Here is a 23462-nt window from a genome sequence, read left to right on the forward strand (position 1 = left end):
TTGCTGAAGTATCGCCTCATAACTGCTCTGATTTTAATTCCGATTGTTATCGCAGCGCTGTTTTTGCTGCCGCCGGTGGGCTTTGCCCTGGTAACGCTCGTTGTGTGCATGTTAGCTGCCTGGGAGTGGGGCCAATTGGCCGGTTTTACTTCCCGCTCGCAGCGCATCTGGTTGGCGATATTGTGCGGCTTCCTGCTGGCATTAATGATGCTCAGCATCCCGGCTTATCACCAGTCGGTCCATTTGCCTCAGGTCGGTGGGCCGTTATGGCTGTCACTGGTTTGGTGGCTGGCAGCGCTGTTACTGGTTCTGTTTTATCCCGGTTCAGCAGCACTGTGGCGTAACTCACGCCCGATACGTCTGGTTTTCGGTCTGCTGACCATCGTGCCGTTCTTCTGGGGCATGCTGTCGTTGCGTCAGTTCGGCTATGAACAAAACCACTTCACCGGTGCCTGGTGGCTGCTGTATGTGATGCTGTTGGTGTGGGGCGCGGATTCCGGTGCCTATATGTTCGGCAAGTTGTTTGGCAAGCATAAACTGGCACCGAAAGTTTCCCCGGGGAAAACCTGGGAGGGGCTCATTGGTGGCCTGATCACCTCAGCCCTGATATCCTGGTTGTTTGGCCGTTATGCCCCGCTGAACGTGGTGCCGGCGACCTTACTGATTTGTTCGATAGTGGCTGCGCTGGCTTCTGTGCTGGGTGACCTTACCGAGAGCATGTTCAAACGCGAAGCGGGTATCAAAGACAGTGGTCATTTGATACCGGGTCATGGCGGTATACTGGATCGTATCGATAGCCTGACCGCAGCAGTGCCTGTATTTGCCTGCCTGATGCTGTTAGTGTTTTAATCCGTCAATGACGGGGAGTGAAGGGATTATGGTTAGCGTGCTCTGGAACTTGGTCGCATTTCTGGTTGCGCTCGGTGTGTTAATCACCGTGCACGAGTTCGGGCATTTTTGGGTTGCTCGCCGTTGCGGCGTCCGAGTAGAACGCTTCTCCATTGGTTTTGGCCGTGCTTTGTGGCGTCGTACCGATCGCCAGGGCACGGAGTATGTGATTGCCCTGATCCCGCTGGGCGGTTATGTGAAGATGCTTGATGAGCGCGTTGACTCGGTTGCACCGGAACTTCGCCATCAGGCATTTAACAACAAAACCGTTTGGCAACGTGCCGCCATCGTCAGCGCCGGCCCTATCGCCAATTTCCTGTTCGCTATCCTTGCTTACTGGCTGGTATTCATTATCGGCGTCCCCAGCTTCCGCCCTGTGATCGGTGAAATCTCACCACAATCGATCGCCGCTAACGCTGAAATTTCGCCTGGGATGGAACTTAAGTCTGTAGATGGCATCGAAACGCCTGATTGGGAATCAGTTCGTTTGGCGCTGGTGACAAAGATTGGCGATGCGCAAACGGAAGTTGGCATCGCGCCATTTGGTTCTTCGCGGGTAGTCACTAAAACCCTCGATTTGCGTCAATGGAACTTTGAGCCGGACAAGCAAGATCCCGTCGTTGCTCTGGGTATCATTCCACGCGGCCCGCAGATAGAATCTGTCCTTGCCGAAGTGCAACCGAATTCGGCTGCACAAAAGGCGGGTTTGCAAGCAGGGGACAGGATCGTTAAAGTCGATGGTCAGCTATTGGGTCGTTGGCAAACGTTGGTTAAACGGATCCACAACGGCCCAGGACAACCGCTGGCTTTAGAGATCGAAAGAAACGGCGCCCCCTTGTCTTTGACGCTGATACCGGATACAAAGCCGGTGGGAAAAGACAAAACCGTGGGATTTGCAGGCATCATTCCGAAAGTGTTGCCGCTGCCAGACGAGTATAAAACGATTCGCCAGTATGGACCTTTCCCAGCGCTGTATCAGGCTGGGGACAAGACCTGGCAGCTAATGAGCCTTACGGTCAAAATGCTGGGCAAATTAATAACCGGTGATGTAAAGCTGAACAACCTGAGTGGCCCGATTTCGATTGCACAGGGAGCAGGGGCGTCAGCTGGGGTCGGGTTTGTGTATTATCTGATGTTCCTGGCGTTGATCAGTGTCAACCTGGGTATCATCAACCTGTTCCCATTACCGGTGTTAGATGGTGGGCATCTCCTTTTCCTGGCGATAGAAAAGCTGAAGGGTGGGCCGGTTTCCGAGCGAGTACAGGACTACAGTTACCGCATTGGTTCGATCGTGTTGGTGCTTTTAATGGGTCTTGCACTTTTCAATGATTTTTCTCGTCTTTAGGGGCGAGGATAGGTTAGGAAGAACGCATAACAACGATGGCGATGAAAAAGTTGCTCATAGCGTCGCTGCTGTTTGGCAGCGCCACCGTATACGGTGCAGACGGGTTCGTAGTGAAGGATATTCATTTCGAAGGCCTGCAGCGAGTCGCCGTCGGTGCGGCGTTACTCAACATGCCGGTTCGCGTAGGCGATACCGTCACTGACGATGATATCAGTAATACCATCCGTGCCTTGTTTGCCACTGGCAACTTCGAGGACGTTCGCGTGCTGCGCGATGGTAATACGCTGATTGTTCAGGTTAAGGAACGTCCTACCATTGCCAGCATCACCTTCTCCGGCAACAAGTCGGTGAAAGATGACATGCTCAAGCAAAACCTGGAGGCCTCTGGCGTTCGGGTTGGCGAAGCGCTTGACCGCACCACGATTTCCAGCATTGAAAAAGGGTTGGAAGACTTCTACTACAGCGTCGGTAAATACAGCGCCTCGGTGAAAGCCGTTGTCACGCCGTTGCCGCGTAACCGTGTCGACCTGAAACTGGTGTTCACGGAAGGGGTTTCTGCCAAGATTCAACAAATCAACATTGTCGGCAATCATGCCTTCACCAACGATGAACTGATTTCACGCTTCCAACTGCGTGATGAGGTACCTTGGTGGAACGTGGTCGGCGATCGCAAATATCAGAAACAAAAACTGGCGGGTGACCTTGAAACCCTGCGCAGTTTCTATCTGGATCGCGGCTACGCACGCTTTAATATTGATTCGACTCAGGTCAGCCTGACGCCGGACAAAAAAGGCATTTACATCACCATCAATATCACCGAAGGCGAGCAGTACAAGCTTACCGGCGTGGTAGTGAATGGCAACCTGGCTGGCCACTCGGCAGAAGTTGCCCAGTTGACCAAAATCGAGCCAGGCGAGCTGTACAACGGCAGTAAAGTGACCAAAATGGAAGACAACGTCAAAACGATGTTGGGCCGTTATGGTTATGCCTATCCGCGTGTCTCCACTCAGCCTGAAATCAACGACGCGGATAAAACCGTGAAGCTGCACCTGAATATTGATGCAGGCAACCGCTTCTACGTACGCCGTATCAAGTTCGAAGGTAACGACACCAGTAAAGACGCCGTATTGCGCCGTGAAATGCGCCAGATGGAAGGTGCATGGCTGGGTAATGCTCAAGTTGAACAGGGTAAAGAGCGTCTGAACCGTTTGGGTTACTTTGAAACGGTCGATGTCGAAACCCAGCGCGTTCCAGGTACTGCGGACCAGGTCGACGTCACCTACAAGGTCAAAGAGCGTAACACCGGTACCTTTAACTTCGGCGTCGGTTACGGCACCGAGAGCGGTGTTAGCTTCCAGGCGGGTGTTCAGCAGGACAACTGGCTGGGTACGGGCTATTCCGTCGGTATCAGCGGTACCAAGAACGACTACCAGACCTACACAGAGCTGTCGGTCACCAACCCGTACTTCACCGTTGACGGTGTGAGTTTGGGTGGTCGTATCTTCTACAACGACTTTAAAGCGAATGACGCGGACCTGTCCGACTATACCAACAAGAGTTACGGTATAGACGGTACCCTGGGCTTCCCGATCAACGAAAACAACTCGTTGCGTACCGGCTTGGGTTATGTGCATAACGGTCTGTCGAACATGCAGCCGCAGATTGCCATGTGGCGTTATCTGGACTCAGTGGGCCTGAACCCTAACACCACTGACCGCGCCAGCTATTCTGCCGACGACTTCACGTTGAACCTGGGTTGGACCTACAACAACCTTGACCGTGGCTATTTCCCAACCTCGGGTAACCGCACGACGCTGAATGGTAAAGTCACCATTCCAGGCTCAGATAACGAATACTACAAGTTGACGTTAGACAGCGTGCAGTACGTTCCGATCAATGACGATCGTACCTGGGTGCTGTTGGGGCGTGGCCGTCTGGGGTATGCCGACGGTATTGGCAGCAAAGAAATGCCGTTCTACGAGAACTTCTACGCCGGTGGTTCAAGCACCGTGCGTGGTTTCGGTTCCAACACCATTGGTCCAAAAGCGGCATACTACAACTCCAGCTCGTATAGCTGCAGTAACGGTACCCCGATTTGTAACTCGGACGACGCAGTGGGCGGTAACGCCATGGCGGTCGCCAGTATGGAGCTGATCACGCCAACGCCATTCATCAGTGAGAAATACGCTAACTCTGTGCGTACTTCACTGTTTATGGATGCGGGCACCGTGTGGGATACCAACTGGCAGAATACGGCTCAAACTAGCATGTATGATATTCCGGACTACAGTAAAGCGAGCAATATCCGCGTTTCTGCCGGTATCGCTTTGCAGTGGATGTCACCTTTGGGTCCGTTGGTGTTCTCTTATGCCAACCCGCTCAAGAAATACGAAGGCGACAAGTCCGAACAGTTCCAATTTAACATTGGCAAGACCTGGTAACAGGTCCCGCTTCTGGGCATAGCAGTTATTAAGAATCGCAAATGCCAGGCGCCCGTCAGAGCACAGAGAGATGATTCTCATTGTTTTGCGGGATAAGTCTGGCAGATTGTGTACTTCAGTGTCATATGACACAAATGGGTGATGGTAAGGAGTTTATAGTGAAAAAGTGGTTGTGTGCCGCAGGCCTCGGTTTAGCAATGGCTGCTTCAGCTGGCGTTCAGGCAGCAGATAAGATCGCTGTAGTTAACGTCTCCAGCATTTTCCAACAGTTGCCGGCTCGTGAAGCCGTTGCCAAACAGCTGGAAAACGAGTTCAAAGGCCGTGCGGGTGAGCTTCAGAACATGGAGCGTAGCCTTCAGACCAAAATGCAACGTTTGCAGCGTGATGGCGCGACCATGAAAGCCAGCGATCGTAGCAAGATGGAAAAGGACGTGATGGCACAGCGCGAGCAGTTCTCTCAGAAAGCACAGGCTTTTGAGCAGGACAACCGTCGCCGTCAGATGGAAGAGCGTAACAAAATCCTGAGCCGTATTCAGGACGCTGTGAAATCTGTTGCCAGCAAAGAAGGCTACGACGTAGTCATCGATGCTAACGCTGTTGCCTACGCAGGTTCTTCTAAAGACATCACTGCCGACGTGCTGAAACAGGTTAAATAACACATGCCTTCAATTCGACTGGCTGATTTAGCGCAGCAGTTGGATGCACAATTGCACGGTGATGGCGATCTCGTCATCACCGGCATTGCTTCTATGCATTCGGCACAGGCTGGCCAAATCACGTTTTTGTCAAACAGCCGCTATCAAGAGCAGCTGTCTTCCTGCCAGGCAAGCGCAGTAGTGCTTACCGAAGCGGACTTACCACACTGCCGTTCTGCGGCGCTGGTGGTTAAAAACCCTTATCTGACTTACGCGCGTATGGCGCAGCTGATGGATACGACGCCATCCCCGGCTCAGGATATCGCGCCAAGTGCGGTTATCTCCCCTGACGCCACGCTGGGACAGCATGTTGCCATAGGGGCAAATGCGGTGATCGAGTCTGGTGCAGTACTGGGTGATAACGTGGTTATCGGCCCTGGCTGTTTTATCGGCAAAAGTGCACGCATTGGCGCGGGTACGCGTCTGTGGGCGAACGTTACGATTTATCATGAGGTCGAGATCGGCCAGCGCTGCTTGATCCAGTCCGGTACTGTGATTGGCGCTGACGGTTTTGGCTATGCCAACGAACGCGGCGAGTGGATCAAGATCCCTCAACTGGGCACGGTGATTATTGGCGATCGCGTCGAAATTGGCGCTTGCACCACGATTGACCGCGGCGCGTTGGATAACACCCAGATTGGGAATGGTGTTATCATCGACAACCAATGTCAGATTGCACATAACGTTGTGATTGGCGAGAATACCGCCGTCGCCGGTGGTGTGATTATGGCAGGCAGCCTGAAAATCGGGCGCTATTGCCAGATCGGCGGAGCCAGCGTGATCAACGGTCACATGGAGATCGCCGACAAAGTTGTTGTCACCGGAATGGGAATGGTTATGCGACCAATCACCGAACCTGGGGTATACTCTTCGGGCATTCCGTTACAACCCAACAAAGTGTGGCGTAAAACCGCTGCGTTGGTGATGAATATCGATGAGATTAGCAAGCGCTTAAAAGCTGTCGAACGAAAAGTCGGAAAAGACGATACCCGATAAATTGTACGCTGCATTGCGGCGGCAACTGAGCGAACCCCGGCACATAGCCAATGGGTAAGTGAAGGCAGCTAACAAAATGCAGTTTGCACGATGTAGGGTATAATCACTGCCGCCCGCCACACTGGGTACAAAACGAAACGCGTTGGTCATGAGACCAAAAGCGCAAAGAGTTGTTAATTTGCGGCCTGCATGATGATCTCCTTTTGGGGTCAGCGCAGGCCGTGTTGTTGATGCCATCAGTTTTTAGAGACAGGAAGAGTATTTTGACTACTGACACTCATACTCTGGATATTGCAGAAATTTTAGAGCTGCTTCCTCACCGTTACCCGTTCTTGCTGGTCGATCGCGTCCTCGAGTTTGAGGAGCACAAATTCCTGCGTGCGGTGAAGAACGTATCTGTAAATGAGCCGTTTTTCCAGGGACACTTCCCTGGTAAACCGATTTTTCCAGGCGTATTGATTCTGGAAGCCATGGCGCAAGCCACCGGTATCTTGGCGTTTAAAAGCGTCGGCAAACTGGAACCGGGCGAATTGTATTACTTTGCCGGTATTGACGAAGCCCGCTTCAAACGTCCGGTAGTGCCAGGCGATCAGATGATCATGGAAGTCACCTTTGAGAAAACCCGCCGTGGCTTGACGCGTTTCAAAGGCGTGGCGACGGTAGACGGCAAAATTGTCTGCGAAGCAACCATGATGTGTGCCCGCAGCCGGGAGGCATAATCCGTGATTGACGAAACCGCCTTTATCCACCCTAGCGCAATAGTTGAAGACGGCGCCATTATTGGCGCTGGCGCGCATATCGGTCCCTTCTGCTACGTCGGCTCCCAGGTGGAAATCGGCGCTGGCACGGTACTGAAGTCCCACGTTGTGGTGAACGGCATTACCAAGATTGGCCGTGATAATCAGATCTATCAGTTCGCCTCCATCGGTGAAGTGAATCAGGATCTGAAGTATGCGGGTGAACCAACACGCGTTGAAGTTGGCGACCGTAATCGCATCCGCGAAAGCGTCACCATCCATCGCGGCACTGCGCAGGGCTCAGGCCTGACCAAAGTGGGCAGCGACAACCTGTTGATGGTTAACGTGCACGTTGCGCACGACTGCGTAGTCGGCAATTCTTGCGTGCTGGCCAACAACGCCACGCTTGCGGGCCATGTTGAAGTTGACGACCATGCTATTATCGGTGGCATGACGGCGATTCATCAGTTCTGCATTATTGGCGCACACGTGATGGTTGGCGGCTGCTCCGGGGTTGCTCAGGACGTGCCTCCTTTCGTCATCGCACAAGGTAACCACGCGACACCATTCGGTGTTAACGCCGTTGGCCTGAAGCGTCGTGGTTTTGATAAGGATGAAATGCAGGCGATCCGTAATGCCTACAAGATCCTTTATCGCAGTGAAAAAACGCTGGATGAGGCGAAGACAGAAATCGAAGCCCTGGCTAAAGAACAGCCAGTGGTGCAGCAATACCTCGATTTCTTTACCCGTTCAACCCGCGGTATCATTCGCTGACCTATGCTAAATCGCCCATTGACTATCGGATTGGTCGCCGGAGAAACTTCCGGTGATATTCTTGGCGCCGGTTTGATCCGTGCGCTCAAGGCGCAGATTCCTGACGCGCGTTTTGTTGGCGTCGCGGGCCCGCTGATGCAGGCGGAAGGCTGCGAAACCTGGTACGAAATGGAAGAGCTGGCGGTAATGGGCGTGGTGGAAGTGCTCGAGCGCTTGCCACGCCTGTTAAAGATCCGCAAGGATCTTACCCGCCGGTTCAGCGACCTGAAGCCAGACGTGTTTGTCGGCATTGATGCGCCGGACTTCAATATCACGTTGGAAGGCCGCCTGAAACAGCGGGGCATCCGCACCATTCACTATGTCAGCCCGTCCGTTTGGGCCTGGCGTCAGAAGCGCGTTTTCAAAATTGGCAAAGCCACCGATCTGGTGCTGGCGTTTCTCCCTTTCGAAAAAGCGTTTTACGATCGTTTTAACGTTCCTTGCCGTTTTATTGGCCACACGATGGCCGACGCCATGCCTCTTCAACCGGACAAACTGACTGCGCGTGCAGCTTTGGGTATCGCACCTGATGCACGTTGCCTTGCTTTGCTTCCGGGGAGCCGCGGCGCAGAAGTCGAGATGCTGAGTGCCGATTTCCTCAAAACGGCGCAGTTACTGCGTACGCGTTATCCCGATCTGGAATTGGTCGTGCCCTTGGTGAATGCCAAGCGGCGTGAGCAGTTCGAGCGTATCAAGGCTGAAGTGGCACCAGAGCTGAGGGTTCATCTGCTGAATGGTCAGGGTCGTGAGGCGATGATCGCCAGCGATGCTGCATTACTGGCCTCGGGTACTGCGGCGCTGGAATGCATGTTGGCCAAATGTCCGATGGTGGTGGGCTACCGTATGAAGCCATTTACCTTCTGGTTGGCGCAGCGGTTGGTGAAAACCCCCTATGTTTCACTGCCTAATTTATTAGCGGGCCGTGAGATCGTCACTGAACTGTTACAGCATGATTGCGTGCCGGAAAAACTGGCAGCGGCGGTGATGCCTCTGTTGGAAGACAGCCCGCAAACCGATGAACTGAAACAGACGTTCCTTACTTTGCACCACAGCATCCGTTGCGGTGCTGACGAACAGGCCGCTCAGGCTGTGTTGGAGCTGGCAAAAGCATGATTGAACCTTTCATTTATCCTGCCGCGACATTGATTGCCGGTGTGGATGAGGTCGGCCGAGGCCCCTTGGTCGGGGCGGTTGTAACTGCCGCAGTAATTCTCGATCCTACCCGACCGATCCTGGGTTTGGCGGACTCGAAAAAACTCAGTGAAAAGCGCCGATTGGCGTTATATGACGAGATTATTGAGAAGGCACTGTCCTGGAGTCTGGGACGCGCCGAGCCGGATGAGATTGACGAACTTAACATTCTGCATGCCACGATGTTGGCGATGCAGCGTGCTGTTGCCGGATTGCATATCGTGCCGGACATGGTATTGATTGACGGTAACCGTTGTCCGTCATTGCCGATGCGTTCGCAGGCGGTAGTGAAGGGCGATAGCCGTGTCGCGGAAATCAGCGCGGCATCCATTCTGGCGAAAGTAACGCGTGACCACGAAATGACCGAACTGGATCGGGTATTCCCGGACTACGGTTTTGCGCAGCATAAAGGTTATCCGACCGCCTTCCATCTGGAGCGGCTGGCCGCGCTGGGTGCGACCGAGCATCATCGCCGCAGCTTTGCCCCGGTAAGAAGGGCGCTGGAGCTGTAATCTGCAGGCCCGGTAATTCGGGCCAGGCACGCGATAGAGTTAACCCGGGTATCAGTTCACTGAGCCCATAGATTCAGGTATCTGGATATGGCCGAACCTCGTTTTATTCACCTGCGCGTTCATAGTGACTATTCCATGATTGATGGATTAGCCAAGATTGGGCCGTTGGTGAAAAGAGCCGCCGCGTTAGCCATGCCTGCTTTGGCAATTACTGACTTTACTAACCTGTGTGGCCTGGTGAAGTTTTATGGCAGTGCGCACGGTGCCGGGATTAAACCGATCATCGGCGCAGATTTTCACGTGCAAAGCGACGTGCTGGGCGATGAACTTGCGCAGCTCACGGTGCTGGCTGCCAATAATGACGGTTACCAAAACCTGACGCTGTTGATCTCCCGTGCTTATCAGCGCGGTTACGGTGCTGCTGGCCCGATTATTGATCGTGACTGGCTGATTGAGCACCGTGAAGGGCTTATTCTGCTCTCTGGCGCGCGTCAGGGCGACGTCGGTAAGTTTTTACTGCGTGGTAACCAGCCGCAGGTAGAGCAATGCCTGGAGTTCTACCAGCAGTACTTCCCTGACAGCTATTATCTCGAGTTGATCCGCACCGGACGGCCAGACGAAGAAAACTATTTGCATGCCGCGGTGGCGCTGGCTACCGAGCGTGGGCTACCGGTGGTGGCCACTAACGACGTGCGTTTTCTGGTTGCGGATGACTTTGATGCCCACGAAATCCGCGTTGCCATCCATGACGGCTTTACTTTAGACGATCCCAAACGCCCACGTAACTATACGCCGCAGCAATACATGCGGAGCGAAGACGAGATGTGTGAGCTGTTTGCCGACATCCCGGAAGCGTTGCTCAATAGCGTCGAAATTGCCAAACGCTGCAATGTGACCATTCGTCTTGGTGAATACTTCCTGCCGCAGTTCCCGACTGGTGAAATGACCACCGAAGATTTCCTGATCCTTAAGTCGAAGGAAGGCTTGGAAGACCGTTTGGAGTTCCTGTTCCCCGATCCGGAAGTGCGCGCTCAACGCCGCCCTGAATATGACGAACGTCTGGATGTTGAGCTGAAAGTGATCAACCAGATGGGCTTCCCAGGTTACTTCCTGATCGTCATGGAGTTCATTCAGTGGTCGAAAGACAATAATGTGCCGGTTGGCCCGGGCCGTGGCTCTGGTGCCGGCTCGTTAGTGGCCTATGCGCTGAAAATCACCGATCTCGACCCGTTAGAGTTTGATCTGCTATTTGAACGTTTCCTTAACCCGGAACGTGTTTCGATGCCCGACTTCGACGTCGACTTTTGCATGGAAAAACGCGATCTGGTGATTGATCACGTGGCAGAAATGTACGGCCGTGAAGCGGTATCACAGATCATTACCTTCGGTACCATGGCGGCGAAAGCCGTTATTCGCGACGTGGGACGCGTGTTAGGCCACCCTTATGGCTTCGTCGACCGCATCTCCAAGCTGGTGCCACCCGATCCGGGAATGACGCTGGAAAAGGCCTTTGCTGCCGAGCCGCAGTTGCCGGAAATCTACGAGGCCGATGAAGAAGTCAAAGCGCTGATCGATATGGCGCGTAAGTTGGAAGGGGTGACACGTAACGCCGGTAAACACGCCGGGGGGGTGGTCATCGCGCCGACGAAAATCACTGACTTTGCCCCGCTGTATTGCGATGCCGAAGGTCAGCACCCGGTAACCCAGTTTGACAAGAACGACGTGGAATACGCCGGTCTGGTGAAGTTCGACTTCCTCGGCTTGCGTACTCTGACGATCATCGACTGGGCGCTGGCGATGATCAACGCTCGCCGAGCCAAAACCGGGTTGGAGCCGATCGATATCGCCGCCATTCCGTTAGAGGACAAGAAAAGCTTCGACATGCTGCAGCGTTCGGAGACCACCGCGGTCTTCCAGCTTGAATCTCGCGGTATGAAAGATCTGATCAAACGCCTGAAGCCCGACTGCTTCGAAGATATGATCGCACTGGTGGCGCTGTTCCGCCCAGGGCCGCTGCAATCAGGCATGGTTGATAACTTTATCGACCGTAAACACGGCCGTGAAGAAATATCCTACCCGGATATCCAGTGGCAACATGAGTCGCTTAAGCCTGTGTTGGAGCCGACGTACGGCATCATCCTGTATCAAGAACAGGTTATGCAGATTGCCCAGGTGCTGGCCGGTTATTCGCTGGGCGGCGCGGACATGTTGCGCCGTGCGATGGGTAAAAAGAACCCGGTAGAAATGGCCAAGCAGCGCGGCGGTTTCGAGGATGGAGCAAAATCGCGTGGTATCGACGGTGAGCTGTCGGTAAAAATCTTTGACCTGGTGGAAAAATTTGCCGGTTACGGTTTCAACAAATCACACTCCGCCGCCTATGCTTTGGTGTCATACCAAACGTTGTGGCTGAAGGCGCACTACCCAGCTGAGTTTATGGCGGCGGTAATGACTGCCGATATGGACAACACCGATAAAGTGGTGGGATTGGTGGATGAGTGCTGGCGCATGGGCCTGAAAATCCTGCCGCCGGATATCAACAGCGGGCAGTACCATTTCCACGTAAATGATGAGGGTGAGATCGTTTACGGCATCGGCGCCATCAAAGGTGTGGGTGAAGGGCCGATTGAAGCTATTCTTGAAGCACGTAACAGCGGCGAACAAGGCTACTTTAAAGACCTCTTCGATTTATGTGCACGCTCAGACATCAAAAAACTGAACCGTCGCATTCTTGAAAAGCTGATCATGTCCGGGGCATTCGACCGCCTTGGACCGCACCGTGCCGCGCTGATGAATTCATTGGGCGATGCGTTGAAAGCGGCCGATCAGCATGCCAAAGCCGAAGCTATCGGTCAGGTGGATATGTTTGGCGTATTGGCGGAAGCGCCAGAGCAAGTGGAGCAATCCTACGCTAACGTGCCCCGCTGGCAGGAGCAGGTGGTGCTGGACGGTGAACGGGAAACGTTGGGTTTGTACCTCACGGGTCACCCCATCACCCAGTACCTGAAGGAAATCGAACGCTACGCCGGTGGCCAGCGTTTGAAAGATATGCACCCGACGGATCGGGGCAAAATGACGACCGCTGTTGGGCTGGTGATTGCCTCGCGGGTTATGGTCACCAAGCGCGGTAATCGCATCGGAATTTGTACCCTGGATGACCGTTCTGGCCGTCTGGAAGTCATGTTATTCACCGATGCGTTAGAAAAATACCAGCATTTATTGGAAAAAGACCGTATCCTGATCGCCAGTGGACAGGTCAGCTTTGATGACTTTAGCGGTGGGCTTAAAATGACCGCCCGTGAGCTAATGGACATCAGTGAAGCCCGTGAAAAATACGCTCGCGGGCTTGCTATCTCGCTGACGGACAGGCAAATTGATGACCAGCTTTTGAACCGTCTCCGTCAGTCTTTGGAACCCCATCGCTCGGGGACGATTCCAGTGCATCTTTACTATCAACGGGAAGATGCGCGGGCCAAGCTGCGTTTTGGCGCAACCTGGCGCGTGACGCCAACCGACCGCTTATTGATTGATTTGCGGACTTTGGTAGGTAATGAGCAGGTGGAACTGGAATTTGACTAAAATAGGAATGCTATGAGTCTGAATTTTCTTGATTTTGAACAGCCGATTGCAGAGCTGGAAGCGAAAATTGACTCGCTGACTGCAGTCAGCCGTCAAGACGAAAAATTAGATATTAATCTGGACGAAGAGGTTCAGCGCCTTCGTGAAAAGAGCGTTGAGCTGACGCGCAAGATTTTTTCCGATCTTGGGGCTTGGCAAGTTGCCCAATTGGCACGCCACCCGCGCCGTCCTTATACCCTGGATTATATCAAACACATCTTTACCGACTTCGAAGAGTTGGCGGGCGATCGTGCCTATGCCGATGATAAAGCGATTGTAGGTGGTATTGCGCGCTTAGATGGTCGCCCGGTGATGATCATCGGTCACCAGAAAGGCCGTGAAACCAAAGAGAAAATCCGTCGCAACTTCGGTATGCCGGCACCAGAAGGTTACCGCAAAGCATTACGCCTGATGGAAATGGCCTCTCGCTTTAAGCTGCCGTTGATCACTTTCATCGACACCCCAGGTGCATACCCGGGCGTGGGCGCGGAAGAACGCGGCCAATCGGAAGCCATTGCCCATAACCTGCGTGAAATGTCCCGCCTGAACATTCCGGTGATCTGCACCGTAATTGGCGAAGGCGGCTCTGGCGGCGCATTGGCTATCGGCGTTGGTGACAAAGTGAATATGCTGCAGTACAGCACCTATTCGGTGATCTCACCGGAAGGCTGTGCATCAATCCTGTGGAAGAGCGCTGATAAAGCCCCTCTGGCTGCAGAAGCGATGGGCATTACCGCACCACGCCTGAAAGAGCTGAAACTGATTGATTCGGTGATCCCGGAGCCGTTGGGTTCTGCCCACCGCGACGTGCCTGCGATGGCTGCGACGCTGAAAGCACAGCTGCTGGCTGATCTGAAAGATCTCGATGGTTTGAACAACGAAGAGTTGCTCAATCGCCGTTATCAGCGCCTGATGAACTACGGCTATTGCTGAGTTCAGTTATGCGTTGCAAGAAACCGCCTTCGGGCGGTTTTTTTTTGGCTACACACCGCTGGATTTTCATGTTGTTATAGGCGTTTGGCGGTTAACTGACAGGAGCAGCCGATGAACATCATCGCGATCATGAGCCCAGCGGGCGTTTATTATAAAGATGAGCCGATCCGCGAGCTCCACACCGCACTGACTGCAATGGATTTCCAACTGGTGTATCCAAAAAACAGCGGTGACCTGTTGAAGTTAGTCGAGGCAAATGCGCGTATCTGCGGGGTGATCTTTGACTGGGATGACTACAGCCTGGAGTTGTGCAGCGACATCAACGAGCTGAACGAATATCTGCCGCTGTATGCCTTTATCAATACCCATTCCACTTTCGACGTTAGCCTGCACGAAATGCGTATGGCCTTGTATTTCTTTGAGTATGGGCTGAATGCGGCGGATGATATTGCACAACGCATCCAGCAATATACGGCCGAATACATTGATACCATTACGCCGCCCTTGACCAAAGCGCTGTTCAATTATGTGCGAGAGGGGAAATATACCTTCTGTACGCCAGGCCATATGGCCGGTACGGCCTTCCAGAAAAGCCCGGTGGGTTGCCTATTTTACGACTTTTTCGGTGCCAATACCCTGAAAGCCGACGTATCGATTTCTGTCACTGAACTGGGATCGTTGCTGGATCACACGGGCCCGCACCTAGAGGCTGAAGAGTATATTGCACGTACTTTTAATGCCGAACAAAGCTATCTGGTGACCAACGGCACCTCCACGGCCAATAAAATTGTCGGGATGTATTCTGCGCCAAGTGGCAGCACCGTCTTGATCGACCGGAATTGCCATAAATCGCTGTGCCATCTGTTGATGATGAGCGATATCGTGCCGATTTACCTGCGCCCACTGCGTAATGCCTATGGCATTCTTGGCGGCATCCCACGCCACGAATTCACCCATGAGAGCATTGCCGATAGGGTCGCGACGACAGCCAATGCGAGTTGGCCAGTGCATGCGGTGATCACTAACTCTACCTATGATGGGTTGTTGTACAACACCGACTACATCAAACAGACGCTGGACGTGCCCTCAATCCACTTTGACTCTGCCTGGGTGCCTTACACCAACTTCCATCCGATTTATGACGGCAAAAGCGGCATGAGTGGCGAACGTACCCTCGGTAAGGTGATATACGAAACCCAATCTACGCACAAACTGCTGGCGGCGTTTTCGCAGGCTTCGATGATCCACATTAAGGGCGACTACGATGAAAGCACCTTTAACGAAGCCTATATGATGCATACCACCACGTCACCGAATTACGGCATTGTAGCGTCGATGGAAACGGCTGCGGCGATGCTGAGAGGCAATCCAGGCCGTCGTTTGATTAACCGTTCGGTGGAGAGAGCGCTGCATTTTCGCCGCGAAGTGCAGCGGCTACGGGAAGAGAGCGATAGCTGGTTCTTCGACATCTGGCAACCGGAAGTGATCGACGAGGCGCAGTGTTGGCCGCTCAATCCGGATGATAACTGGCACGGTTTCGGCAACACCGACAGCGATCACATGTATCTCGATCCGATCAAAGTCACGATTCTGACGCCGGGCATGAACGAGCTTGGCAAGTTGGAGGAGGACGGCATACCGGCGGCTCTGGTGGCAAAATACCTGGACGAACGCGGTATCGTAGTGGAGAAAACCGGGCCTTATAACCTGCTGTTCCTGTTCAGCATCGGCATCGATAAAACCAAGGCGATGAGCTTGTTGCGCGGCCTTACCGACTTCAAGCGCGCTTATGATCTCAATCTGCGGGTGAAGAACATGCTGCCGGACTTGTTCGCGGAAGATCCGGATTTTTACCGCAATATGCGTATTCAGGATCTGGCCGCCGGGATCCACCGCTTGATTTGCCAACACGATCTGCCACGTTTGATGCAGCGGGCGTTCGACGTTCTGCCGGAAATGAAATTGACGCCACATCAGATGTTTCAACAGCAAGTGCGTGGCAACGTGGAAACCTGCGAACTGGATCAGTTGGTCGGCAAAGTGGCGGCCAATATGATTCTGCCTTACCCGCCTGGAGTGCCGCTGGTGATGCCAGGAGAGATGATTACCGAGGAGAGCCGTGCAGTGCTCGATTTCTTGCTGATGCTGTGCTCAATCGGTGAACATTATCCGGGTTTTGAAACCGATATCCACGGTGCAAAACTGGCTGAAGACGGGCGTTATTGGGTGAAGGTGCTGAAGACGCCGTTGGTCTAAGCAAACTCCCGACAGATCAGGTTCACGCTGCTTTGCGGCAGCGGTTCCTGTGTCAGGCCACAAAACGGCAGGCCGTCATGCCGTTGATGATAACGGCAACTGTGGCACTCGCCAAAGAGCGCCACATTATCGTCTTGTTTCTGCAATTGACGCAGCAACTGCGTGAGCAGTTCCAGCAACTGCCCACCTTCCTGTTGCATGGCATCCTGTGCATTTTGCAAATAGGCGGGTGGGAACAAACTCTCCATCAACATGCGTGATTTGTCTGTCAGCTTAAGCCTGACGCTCCGCCGGTCTTTCTCGTCGGCAGTACGGGCGATCATCCCGTTACTCTCCAGCTTTTTCAGCGACTGCGATACCGTGCCCTTGGTCAGGCCAAGATATTCCGCCACCGCCATCGGTGTGTTGGAGTAATGGTTACAGCGTGCCAGGTAGTACAACGCACTGAGCTGTACCGGCGGCAGGCTTTCCAGTTCTTCGTGGTTGCGCAGCCAGCTGCGCTGCAGGCTATTTAGCCTTTCCAGTAAATCAAACAGTCTCAATGTAGGATCCTCGTGAGCAGACTAAAATAGTATCGATTAAAAACTATATTGACAAGCGGTGGCGATGGTTTTATCGTGCATATGGTTTCGATTCGAAACTAAATGAGGTGCTATTTCACCTACAACAGTCAGAACCAAGGAGAATTATCATGACTAAAGCCGTTTTTTATCACGCCGGTTGTTCGGTTTGCGTCAGTGCAGAGCAGCAGTTATTGGGGCTATTGAGCCCAAATGTGCAGGTGGATGTGGTGCACCTGGGCGAAAAGCCAGCGCGCATCGCTGAAGCGGAAAAAGCAGGGGTGCAGAGCGTTCCTGCACTGGTGGTGGATGGACAGGTGTTGCACATCAACTACGGTGCGGCGTTGGCAGATCTTAAAGCCTGATCTGCACATTGCGTTGCTGATGTATGAATGACAGCCCCGTCTTATGCTGCGGGGCTTTTTGCCGTTGACGTCACCAACGGTGCCAGATACCGTGCCTCATCAAACAGACAATGAGACATCACTATGTTGGCGATACGTCAGGTACATCACATCGCAGTTATCGGATCAAACTATGAGGCCAGTAAGCATTTCTACTGCGATATTCTTGGTTTTACCCTGTTGGACGAGTTTTACCGCGCGGAGCGTGATTCCTGGAAAGCGGATTTGGCGCTGAATGGGCAATACAGCATCGAACTGTTTTCCTTCCCGTCACCGCCGGCTCGGGTCAGCCGCCCAGAGGCCTGTGGTCTGCGCCATCTTGCATTCAGCGTCGATGACATCGAACAGGCGATCCGGCATTTGCAAAATGCCGGGGTGGTTTGTGAACCGGTGCGTGTCGATCCCTATACTCAGTCACGTTTCACTTTTTTCAGCGATCCTGATGGGCTGCCTCTAGAATTATATGAGCTATGAATGCTTAATCGGGGCGTATCGACGCAGGAAGCGCCCTCATATGTTATTATCCCGCGCTTGCCGTACGCCCCTTTTGAGTTATTTTCACTATGCAAGAACCCGTTTTTCGCGTTGGTGAGTGGTTGGTTACTCCCGCAGACAATAAAATAAGCCGCGATGGACGCCAACTGGCGTTAGAACCGCGGTTAATCGATATGCTGCAATATTTCGCCCGGCACCCGGATGTGGTGTTAAGCCGCGATGAGCTGATCGATAACGTTTGGAAGCGCAATATCGTCACCAACCATGTGGTGACGCAGAGTATTTCCGAACTGCGTAAATACCTCAAAGACGGCGACAGCAACAGCCCGGAATACATTATAACCGTGCCCAAGCGCGGTTATAAATTGGCTGCGCCAGTCATGTGGTGTGAAGGGGAAGATGCAGCGTTACCGCGGGTGGCGGTAATTACCCACGAGCCGGAAGATGGCAGCGAAGATGACGGTGAAGACTATGAACCGCCAAAACCCACCGTGACAAAAACGCTACTGACGAAATCGAAGATACCTTTTTACCGTCAATCACCGTTCTGGGTGTGGTTGGCTTTTCTGGCGGCGTTGAGTGCCTGCGTGGTGTTTGTTGCCATTGCCACCTTGTCGCAGCGTATACCGGAATCCACCATGCCGGTATTGATGAATCCGCGCGATATTGATATCCGTATTCAGGGTGGCAACAGTTGTAGCAACTGGACGCCGCAGCTTTCTTATGTCGTCGGCTTAAGCGAAGTGGTGACAGATTCGCTGAATACTTATTCCACGTTCCTGGTGCACGATCAGACCAACTACAACTACACCGGGCCAAGCAGTTCGGGCAAATCGCTGACCATTGAGTTCGTTAATCAACGCCATTATCGCGCGCAACAGTGCTTCCTGTCGGTACGGCTGGTGGACAACGCGGACAGCTCGATCATGTTGGATAAACGCTACTTTGTTACTGCGGATAACCAACTAAAAATTCAGGAAGACTTCCTTAGCAGCCTGTCGGTTGCACTCAATCAGCCGTGGCCACCCCAGTTGCAGCAGCGTCTTATGCGGCTCTTACCGAACTCCGGGCCGGCCTTGCAGCAGTATTATCAGGCACATCAATTGTTGATCCAGGGGGATATCGACTCTCTGACGCATGCCAGCAGCATGCTCGGTGAGATGGTAAAAGCCTCACCAGACTTTATTTATCTTTCTGCGGAAAAGGCGCTGGCGGATTTACTGCGCAACTCTTATCAACCCTTCGACAGCGCGCAGTTGGCACAATTGAGCACAGAGATTGCTCGCCTGGACACGTTGCCTGCATTAAAAGACAGCCCCATTATTCAGCAAATTCATGCGATACGGGCTTTGGGTGAGGGAAAAACGGATGAGGCTTATCAGGCGATAAATAAAGGCATTGAATTGCAGATGTCATGGATGAATTATGTGTTGCTCGGCAAAGTTTACGAAATGCAAGGGTATAACCGTTTGGCTGCAGATTCCTATATCACTGCATTTAATCTTCGCCCAGGAGAGAATACGCTGCATTGGATCCGTAATGCTGTCTTCCATACCTCAGTGAACACCGTGGTTCCTTACCTGGAAAACTACAACCCCAATAAATAATGCCTGCTGATTAACACCGCCCAAACGTATTGTTGGATGGGTGGTGTTATTTATTGTTTTTCATTTGTTAAACTAAATAAATACCTTGGTTGGAAATTTACGCCATAAAACCCCGGTTTGTTGTTATCGGATAACAAAGCTACTTGCATGTTTTAATTGAAAGTTTATCTTTTCTTGAGCATGTGTTTATCTCTTGATGTGTTAATGGAAAACCTCAATTTATCATTTGTATGATCATGAGCGTAATATCACTTTATCTTTAGGACTTTATTCCCGCCTGTCATTAGCATCCTGATTATCAAGTCGGGTCATTAGCAAAATTGCATAACGACCAAGACTTATAAGAAATCAAAATCAGGAGAAACTGACCATGGCTTCATCCAAGAAAATAGGGCTTATTGCCTGCACCGGCGTGGTCGCCGGTAATATGATGGGGAGCGGTATTGCTTTATTGCCCGCGAACCTGGCAAGTCTCGGTTCTATCGCTATCTGGGGGTGGATAATTTCCATTATTGGCGCGATGTCACTGGCTTATGTGTATGCGCGTCTGGCTACTAAAAATCCTCAGCAGGGCGGTCCTATTGCTTACGCGGGTGAAATTTCACCGGCATTTGGTTTCCAGACCGGCGTGCTTTATTACCATGCTAACTGGATCGGTAATTTGGCTATCGGCATTACCGCAGTTTCTTACCTCTCTACCTTCTTCCCTGCATTGAATAACCCGGTACCTGCAGGTATTGCCTGTATTGCTATCGTGTGGGTGTTTACCTTTATTAACCTTCTCGGCGGTTCTTGGGTCAGTCGTTTGACGACGCTGGGTTTGGTATTGGTGTTGATTCCGGTGGTTGTTACCGCTACTGCGGGTTGGCATTGGTTTGATGCTGCCACCTATCACGCTAACTGGAACACCTCCGGGACAACGGACATGCATGCCGTCGTCAAAAGTATCCTGTTGTGCCTGTGGGCGTTTATCGGCGTAGAGTCTGCCGCCGTGAGCACCGGCATGGTAAAAAACCCGAAACGTACCGTGCCACTGGCAACCATGCTGGGTACTGCACTGGCTGGGATTATCTATGTCGCTGCAACTCAGGTGATGAGCGGTATGTACCCTGCTTCTGAGATGGCGGCTTCCGGCGCACCATTCGCCATCAGCGCCTCTACCATTATGGGCAGTTGGGCCGCACCAATGGTTTCTGCCTTCACCGCCTTTGCCTGCCTGACATCTCTGGGGTCGTGGATGATGCTGGTTGGCCAGGCTGGGGTACGTGCTGCCAACGACGGTAACTTCCCGAAAGTGTATGGCGAAATGGATAAAAACGGCATTCCTAAAAAAGGCCTGCTGTTGGCAAGCTGCAAAATGACCGCGCTGATGGTGCTGATTACTGCCATGAGTTCCGGTGGCGGTAAAGCTTCCGATCTGTTCGGGATGTTGACCGGTATTGCGGTGCTGCTGACCATGCTGCCGTACTTCTACTCTTGCGTAGACCTGATCCGCTTTGAAGGCGTCAATATACGTAACCTGCTGAGCCTGATTGCATCGATTCTGGGTTGTGGTTTCTGCTTCATCGCGCTGATGGGGGCTGACTCGTTCGAACTGTCCGGTACCTTCATCATCAGCCTGATCATTCTGATGTTCTATGCCCGCAAAATGAATACTCGCCAGACGGCTAAAGCCGTCGCTATCGACAGCAACACACCGGCTAAAGCGCACTAAGTACGCACTGACCCACCTCTAATTCAGCCCCTTGCAACAATTGCCATCCGCGATGGCAAGGGGCTCGCATTACCTGGAGAAATGATTATGAACGTTATTGCTATCATGAACCACATGGGTGTTTACTTCAAAGAAGAGCCCATCCGCGAACTGCACAACGCGTTAGAAAAACTGAATTTTCGTATCGTTTATCCGAACGATCGCGAAGACCTGCTCAAACTGATCGAGAACAATGCTCGGCTGTGTGGGGTCATCTTCGACTGGGATAAATACAACCTTGAGTTATGTGAAGAAATCAGCCAGCTGAATGAGTACATGCCGCTGTATGCATTTGCCAATAGCTATTCAACGCTGGATGTCAGCCTGAACGATTTACGCATGCAGGTGCGTTTCTTCGAGTATGCCTTGGGTGCCGCTAACGACATTGCTGACAAGATTAAACAAAACACCGATGAGTACGTCGATACCATCTTGCCTCCGCTGACCAAGGCGCTGTTCAAGTACGTGCGTGAAGGCAAATACACCTTCTGTACGCCTGGCCATATGGGCGGGACTGCCTTCCAGAAAAGCCCGGTGGGGAGTTTGTTCTATGATTTCTTTGGCCCGAACGCGATGAAATCCGACGTGTCGATTTCAGTCTCTGAACTGGGATCGCTGCTGGACCATTCCGGCCCGCATAAAGAAGCTGAAGAGTATATTGCTCGCGTATTCAACGCTGAACGCAGCTACATGGTGACTAACGGGACGTCTACCGCCAACAAAATTGTTGGTATGTACTCCGCACCTGCCGGAAGCACCGTACTGATAGACCGTAACTGCCATAAATCGCTGACCCATCTGATGATGATGAGCGACATTACGCCGATCTATTTCCGACCAACCCGTAATGCCTACGGCATCCTTGGCGGTATTCCGCAGAGCGAGTTTACCCGTGCCACTATCGCCAAACGCGTAAAAGAAACGCCAAACGCCACCTGGCCTGCACATGCGGTTATCACGAACTCGACTTACGACGGTTTGCTGTACAACACCGACTTCATTAAGAACACGCTGGATGTGAAATCTATCCACTTTGACTCTGCCTGGGTGCCTTACACCAATTTCCACCCGATTTACAAAGGCAAATGCGGCATGAGCGGTGGTCGTGTGGAAGGGAAGGTGATTTATGAAACACAATCTACCCATAAACTGCTGGCGGCATTCTCACAGGCTTCAATGATCCATGTGAAAGGTGACATTAACGAAGAAACCTTCAATGAAGCCTACATGATGCACACCACCACTTCACCGCACTATGGCATCGTGGCCTCTACCGAAACCGCAGCAGCAATGATGAAGGGCAATGCCGGTAAGCGCCTGATCAACGGTTCCATTGAGCGCGCTATCAAGTTCCGTAAAGAAATCAAACGCCTGAATGTAGAATCTGAAGGCTGGTTCTTTGATGTTTGGCAGCCAGAACACATCGACGAAGCGGAATGCTGGCCACTGCGTTCCGACAGTGCCTGGCATGGTTTCAAAGGCATTGATAACGAACATATGTACCTCGACCCAATCAAGGTCACCATGTTGACACCGGGGATGAGCAAAGATGGCCAAATGGAATCGTTTGGTATTCCTGCCAGCCTGGTGGCGAAATACCTTGATGAGCACGGCATCATTGTTGAGAAAACCGGTCCATATAACCTGTTGTTCTTGTTCAGCATCGGTATCGACAAAACCAAAGCTCTGAGTCTGTTGCGCGGTCTGACTGACTTCAAACGCTCGTTCGATCTGAACCTGCGGGTGAAAAACATGCTGCCTTCGCTGTACAAAGAAGCCCCAGAGTTCTATGAAAACATGCGGATCCAGGAGCTGGCTCAGAATATCCACAACCTGGTGAAACAGCATAACCTGCCGGACCTGATGTACCGCGCCTTTGAAGTGTTGCCAACTATGGTGATGAACCCGTTCAAAGCCTTCCAGAAGGAACTGCACGGCGAAGTGGAAGAGGTCTATTTGGAGGAGATGGTTGGCAAAGTGAATGCCAACATGATCCTGCCATATCCTCCGGGTGTTCCATTGGTTATGCCGGGTGAAATGCTGACGGAGGAAAGCCGTCCGGTGCTGGAGTTCCTGCAAATGCTGTGCGAAATCGGCGCGCATTACCCAGGCTTTGAAACTGATATCCACGGCGCGTACCGCCAGGCGGATGGACGTTACACCGTTAAAGTATTGAAAAACGATAAATAAGTGTAATAACAGGGGAGGCGTTCGCGCTTCC

Annotated in this window: 18 protein-coding genes; 17 read left to right on the forward strand and 1 reads right to left on the reverse strand. The window is 52.5% G+C overall.

Features of this window, described 5'->3' with window-relative positions:
* The 12 genes from cdsA (at position 1) to AC2FC2_RS14940 (ending at position 16422) form a co-directional block, all read left to right on the forward strand.
* Positions 1 to 849, forward strand: coding sequence for a phosphatidate cytidylyltransferase (cdsA, locus tag AC2FC2_RS14885; protein WP_037418841.1), 849 nt, complete (start codon positions 1 to 3; stop codon positions 847 to 849).
* Between the two features lie 28 nt (positions 850 to 877).
* Positions 878 to 2233, forward strand: coding sequence for a sigma E protease regulator RseP (gene rseP / locus AC2FC2_RS14890; protein ID WP_261442402.1), 1356 nt, complete (start codon positions 878 to 880; stop codon positions 2231 to 2233).
* 35 nt (positions 2234 to 2268) lie between these two features.
* A complete protein-coding gene (bamA, locus tag AC2FC2_RS14895) occupies positions 2269 to 4674 on the forward strand; it encodes an outer membrane protein assembly factor BamA (RefSeq protein ID WP_490659457.1) in 2406 nt (801 codons plus the stop codon).
* A gap of 158 nt (positions 4675 to 4832) precedes the next feature.
* Positions 4833 to 5330, forward strand: a complete 498-nt coding sequence (skp, locus tag AC2FC2_RS14900) for a molecular chaperone Skp (RefSeq protein WP_037418831.1) — start codon at positions 4833 to 4835, stop codon at positions 5328 to 5330.
* 3 nt (positions 5331 to 5333) lie between these two features.
* Positions 5334 to 6365: a UDP-3-O-(3-hydroxymyristoyl)glucosamine N-acyltransferase gene (gene lpxD / locus AC2FC2_RS14905; RefSeq protein WP_404760861.1), complete on the forward strand. Its 1032-nt coding sequence runs from the start codon at positions 5334 to 5336 to the stop codon at positions 6363 to 6365.
* 263 nt (positions 6366 to 6628) lie between these two features.
* The gene (fabZ, locus tag AC2FC2_RS14910) at positions 6629 to 7084 is read left to right on the forward strand and encodes a 3-hydroxyacyl-ACP dehydratase FabZ (protein WP_017893789.1); all 456 of its coding nucleotides are present in this window, start codon (positions 6629 to 6631) and stop codon (positions 7082 to 7084) included.
* 3 nt (positions 7085 to 7087) lie between these two features.
* Positions 7088 to 7876: an acyl-ACP--UDP-N-acetylglucosamine O-acyltransferase gene (gene lpxA / locus AC2FC2_RS14915; RefSeq protein ID WP_209639883.1), complete on the forward strand. Its 789-nt coding sequence runs from the start codon at positions 7088 to 7090 to the stop codon at positions 7874 to 7876.
* Between the two features lie 3 nt (positions 7877 to 7879).
* A complete protein-coding gene (lpxB, locus tag AC2FC2_RS14920) occupies positions 7880 to 9028 on the forward strand; it encodes a lipid-A-disaccharide synthase (RefSeq protein ID WP_209639886.1) in 1149 nt (382 codons plus the stop codon).
* On the forward strand, positions 9025 to 9618 hold the full coding sequence (gene rnhB / locus AC2FC2_RS14925; RefSeq protein WP_209639888.1) for a ribonuclease HII: 594 nt from the start codon (positions 9025 to 9027) through the stop codon (positions 9616 to 9618). The genes lpxB and rnhB overlap by 4 nt, the downstream gene beginning before the upstream one ends.
* Before the next feature lie 87 nt (positions 9619 to 9705).
* Positions 9706 to 13194: a DNA polymerase III subunit alpha gene (gene dnaE, locus AC2FC2_RS14930; RefSeq protein WP_209639891.1), complete on the forward strand. Its 3489-nt coding sequence runs from the start codon at positions 9706 to 9708 to the stop codon at positions 13192 to 13194.
* Positions 13195 to 13206: 12 nt separating this feature from the next.
* Entirely contained in the window at positions 13207 to 14166 is a 960-nt protein-coding gene (gene accA / locus AC2FC2_RS14935; RefSeq protein ID WP_037418817.1) for an acetyl-CoA carboxylase carboxyl transferase subunit alpha, read from the forward strand.
* Positions 14167 to 14277: 111 nt separating this feature from the next.
* The gene (locus tag AC2FC2_RS14940; RefSeq protein WP_490659458.1) at positions 14278 to 16422 is read left to right on the forward strand and encodes a lysine decarboxylase LdcC; all 2145 of its coding nucleotides are present in this window, start codon (positions 14278 to 14280) and stop codon (positions 16420 to 16422) included.
* On the opposite strand, the gene AC2FC2_RS14945 is transcribed toward AC2FC2_RS14940, so the two are convergent.
* A complete protein-coding gene (locus tag AC2FC2_RS14945; protein ID WP_209639897.1) occupies positions 16419 to 16964 on the reverse strand; it encodes a MarR family winged helix-turn-helix transcriptional regulator in 546 nt (181 codons plus the stop codon). The two genes, AC2FC2_RS14940 and AC2FC2_RS14945, sit on opposite strands and share 4 nt — an antisense overlap.
* Before the next feature lie 149 nt (positions 16965 to 17113).
* Between AC2FC2_RS14945 and AC2FC2_RS14950 the strand changes: the two genes are divergently transcribed.
* The 5 genes from AC2FC2_RS14950 to cadA all read left to right on the forward strand — a co-directional run bounded on the left by AC2FC2_RS14950 (position 17114) and on the right by cadA (position 23431).
* Positions 17114 to 17347 carry a glutaredoxin family protein gene (locus AC2FC2_RS14950; protein WP_265556461.1) on the forward strand — a complete coding sequence of 78 codons (234 nt, stop codon included), beginning with the start codon at positions 17114 to 17116 and terminating at the stop codon, positions 17345 to 17347.
* A gap of 123 nt (positions 17348 to 17470) precedes the next feature.
* A complete protein-coding gene (locus AC2FC2_RS14955; protein WP_490659459.1) occupies positions 17471 to 17860 on the forward strand; it encodes a VOC family protein in 390 nt (129 codons plus the stop codon).
* Between the two features lie 89 nt (positions 17861 to 17949).
* Positions 17950 to 19488, forward strand: coding sequence for a lysine decarboxylation/transport transcriptional activator CadC (cadC, locus tag AC2FC2_RS14960; protein WP_490659460.1), 1539 nt, complete (start codon positions 17950 to 17952; stop codon positions 19486 to 19488).
* Positions 19489 to 19858: 370 nt separating this feature from the next.
* On the forward strand, positions 19859 to 21202 hold the full coding sequence (gene cadB, locus AC2FC2_RS14965; protein WP_209639909.1) for a cadaverine/lysine antiporter: 1344 nt from the start codon (positions 19859 to 19861) through the stop codon (positions 21200 to 21202).
* Positions 21203 to 21289: 87 nt separating this feature from the next.
* Entirely contained in the window at positions 21290 to 23431 is a 2142-nt protein-coding gene (cadA, locus tag AC2FC2_RS14970; RefSeq protein ID WP_209639912.1) for a lysine decarboxylase CadA, read from the forward strand.
* The last annotated feature ends 31 nt before the right edge of the window (positions 23432 to 23462 follow it).

The organism is Serratia sp. CoH_122_TC_1 (assembly GCF_058191755.1).

Coding starts and splice junctions, on each gene's coding strand:
- rseP (WP_261442402.1), top strand. CDS start 878: ATGGTTAGCGTGCTCTGGAACTTGGTCGCATTTCTGGTTGCGCTCGGT.
- bamA (WP_490659457.1), top strand. CDS start 2,269: ATGGCGATGAAAAAGTTGCTCATAGCGTCGCTGCTGTTTGGCAGCGCC.
- lpxD (WP_404760861.1), top strand. CDS start 5,334: ATGCCTTCAATTCGACTGGCTGATTTAGCGCAGCAGTTGGATGCACAA.
- lpxB (WP_209639886.1), top strand. CDS start 7,880: ATGCTAAATCGCCCATTGACTATCGGATTGGTCGCCGGAGAAACTTCC.
- rnhB (WP_209639888.1), top strand. CDS start 9,025: ATGATTGAACCTTTCATTTATCCTGCCGCGACATTGATTGCCGGTGTG.
- dnaE (WP_209639891.1), top strand. CDS start 9,706: ATGGCCGAACCTCGTTTTATTCACCTGCGCGTTCATAGTGACTATTCC.
- accA (WP_037418817.1), top strand. CDS start 13,207: ATGAGTCTGAATTTTCTTGATTTTGAACAGCCGATTGCAGAGCTGGAA.
- AC2FC2_RS14940 (WP_490659458.1), top strand. CDS start 14,278: ATGAACATCATCGCGATCATGAGCCCAGCGGGCGTTTATTATAAAGAT.
- AC2FC2_RS14950 (WP_265556461.1), top strand. CDS start 17,114: ATGACTAAAGCCGTTTTTTATCACGCCGGTTGTTCGGTTTGCGTCAGT.
- AC2FC2_RS14955 (WP_490659459.1), top strand. CDS start 17,471: ATGTTGGCGATACGTCAGGTACATCACATCGCAGTTATCGGATCAAAC.
- cadC (WP_490659460.1), top strand. CDS start 17,950: ATGCAAGAACCCGTTTTTCGCGTTGGTGAGTGGTTGGTTACTCCCGCA.
- cadB (WP_209639909.1), top strand. CDS start 19,859: ATGGCTTCATCCAAGAAAATAGGGCTTATTGCCTGCACCGGCGTGGTC.
- cadA (WP_209639912.1), top strand. CDS start 21,290: ATGAACGTTATTGCTATCATGAACCACATGGGTGTTTACTTCAAAGAA.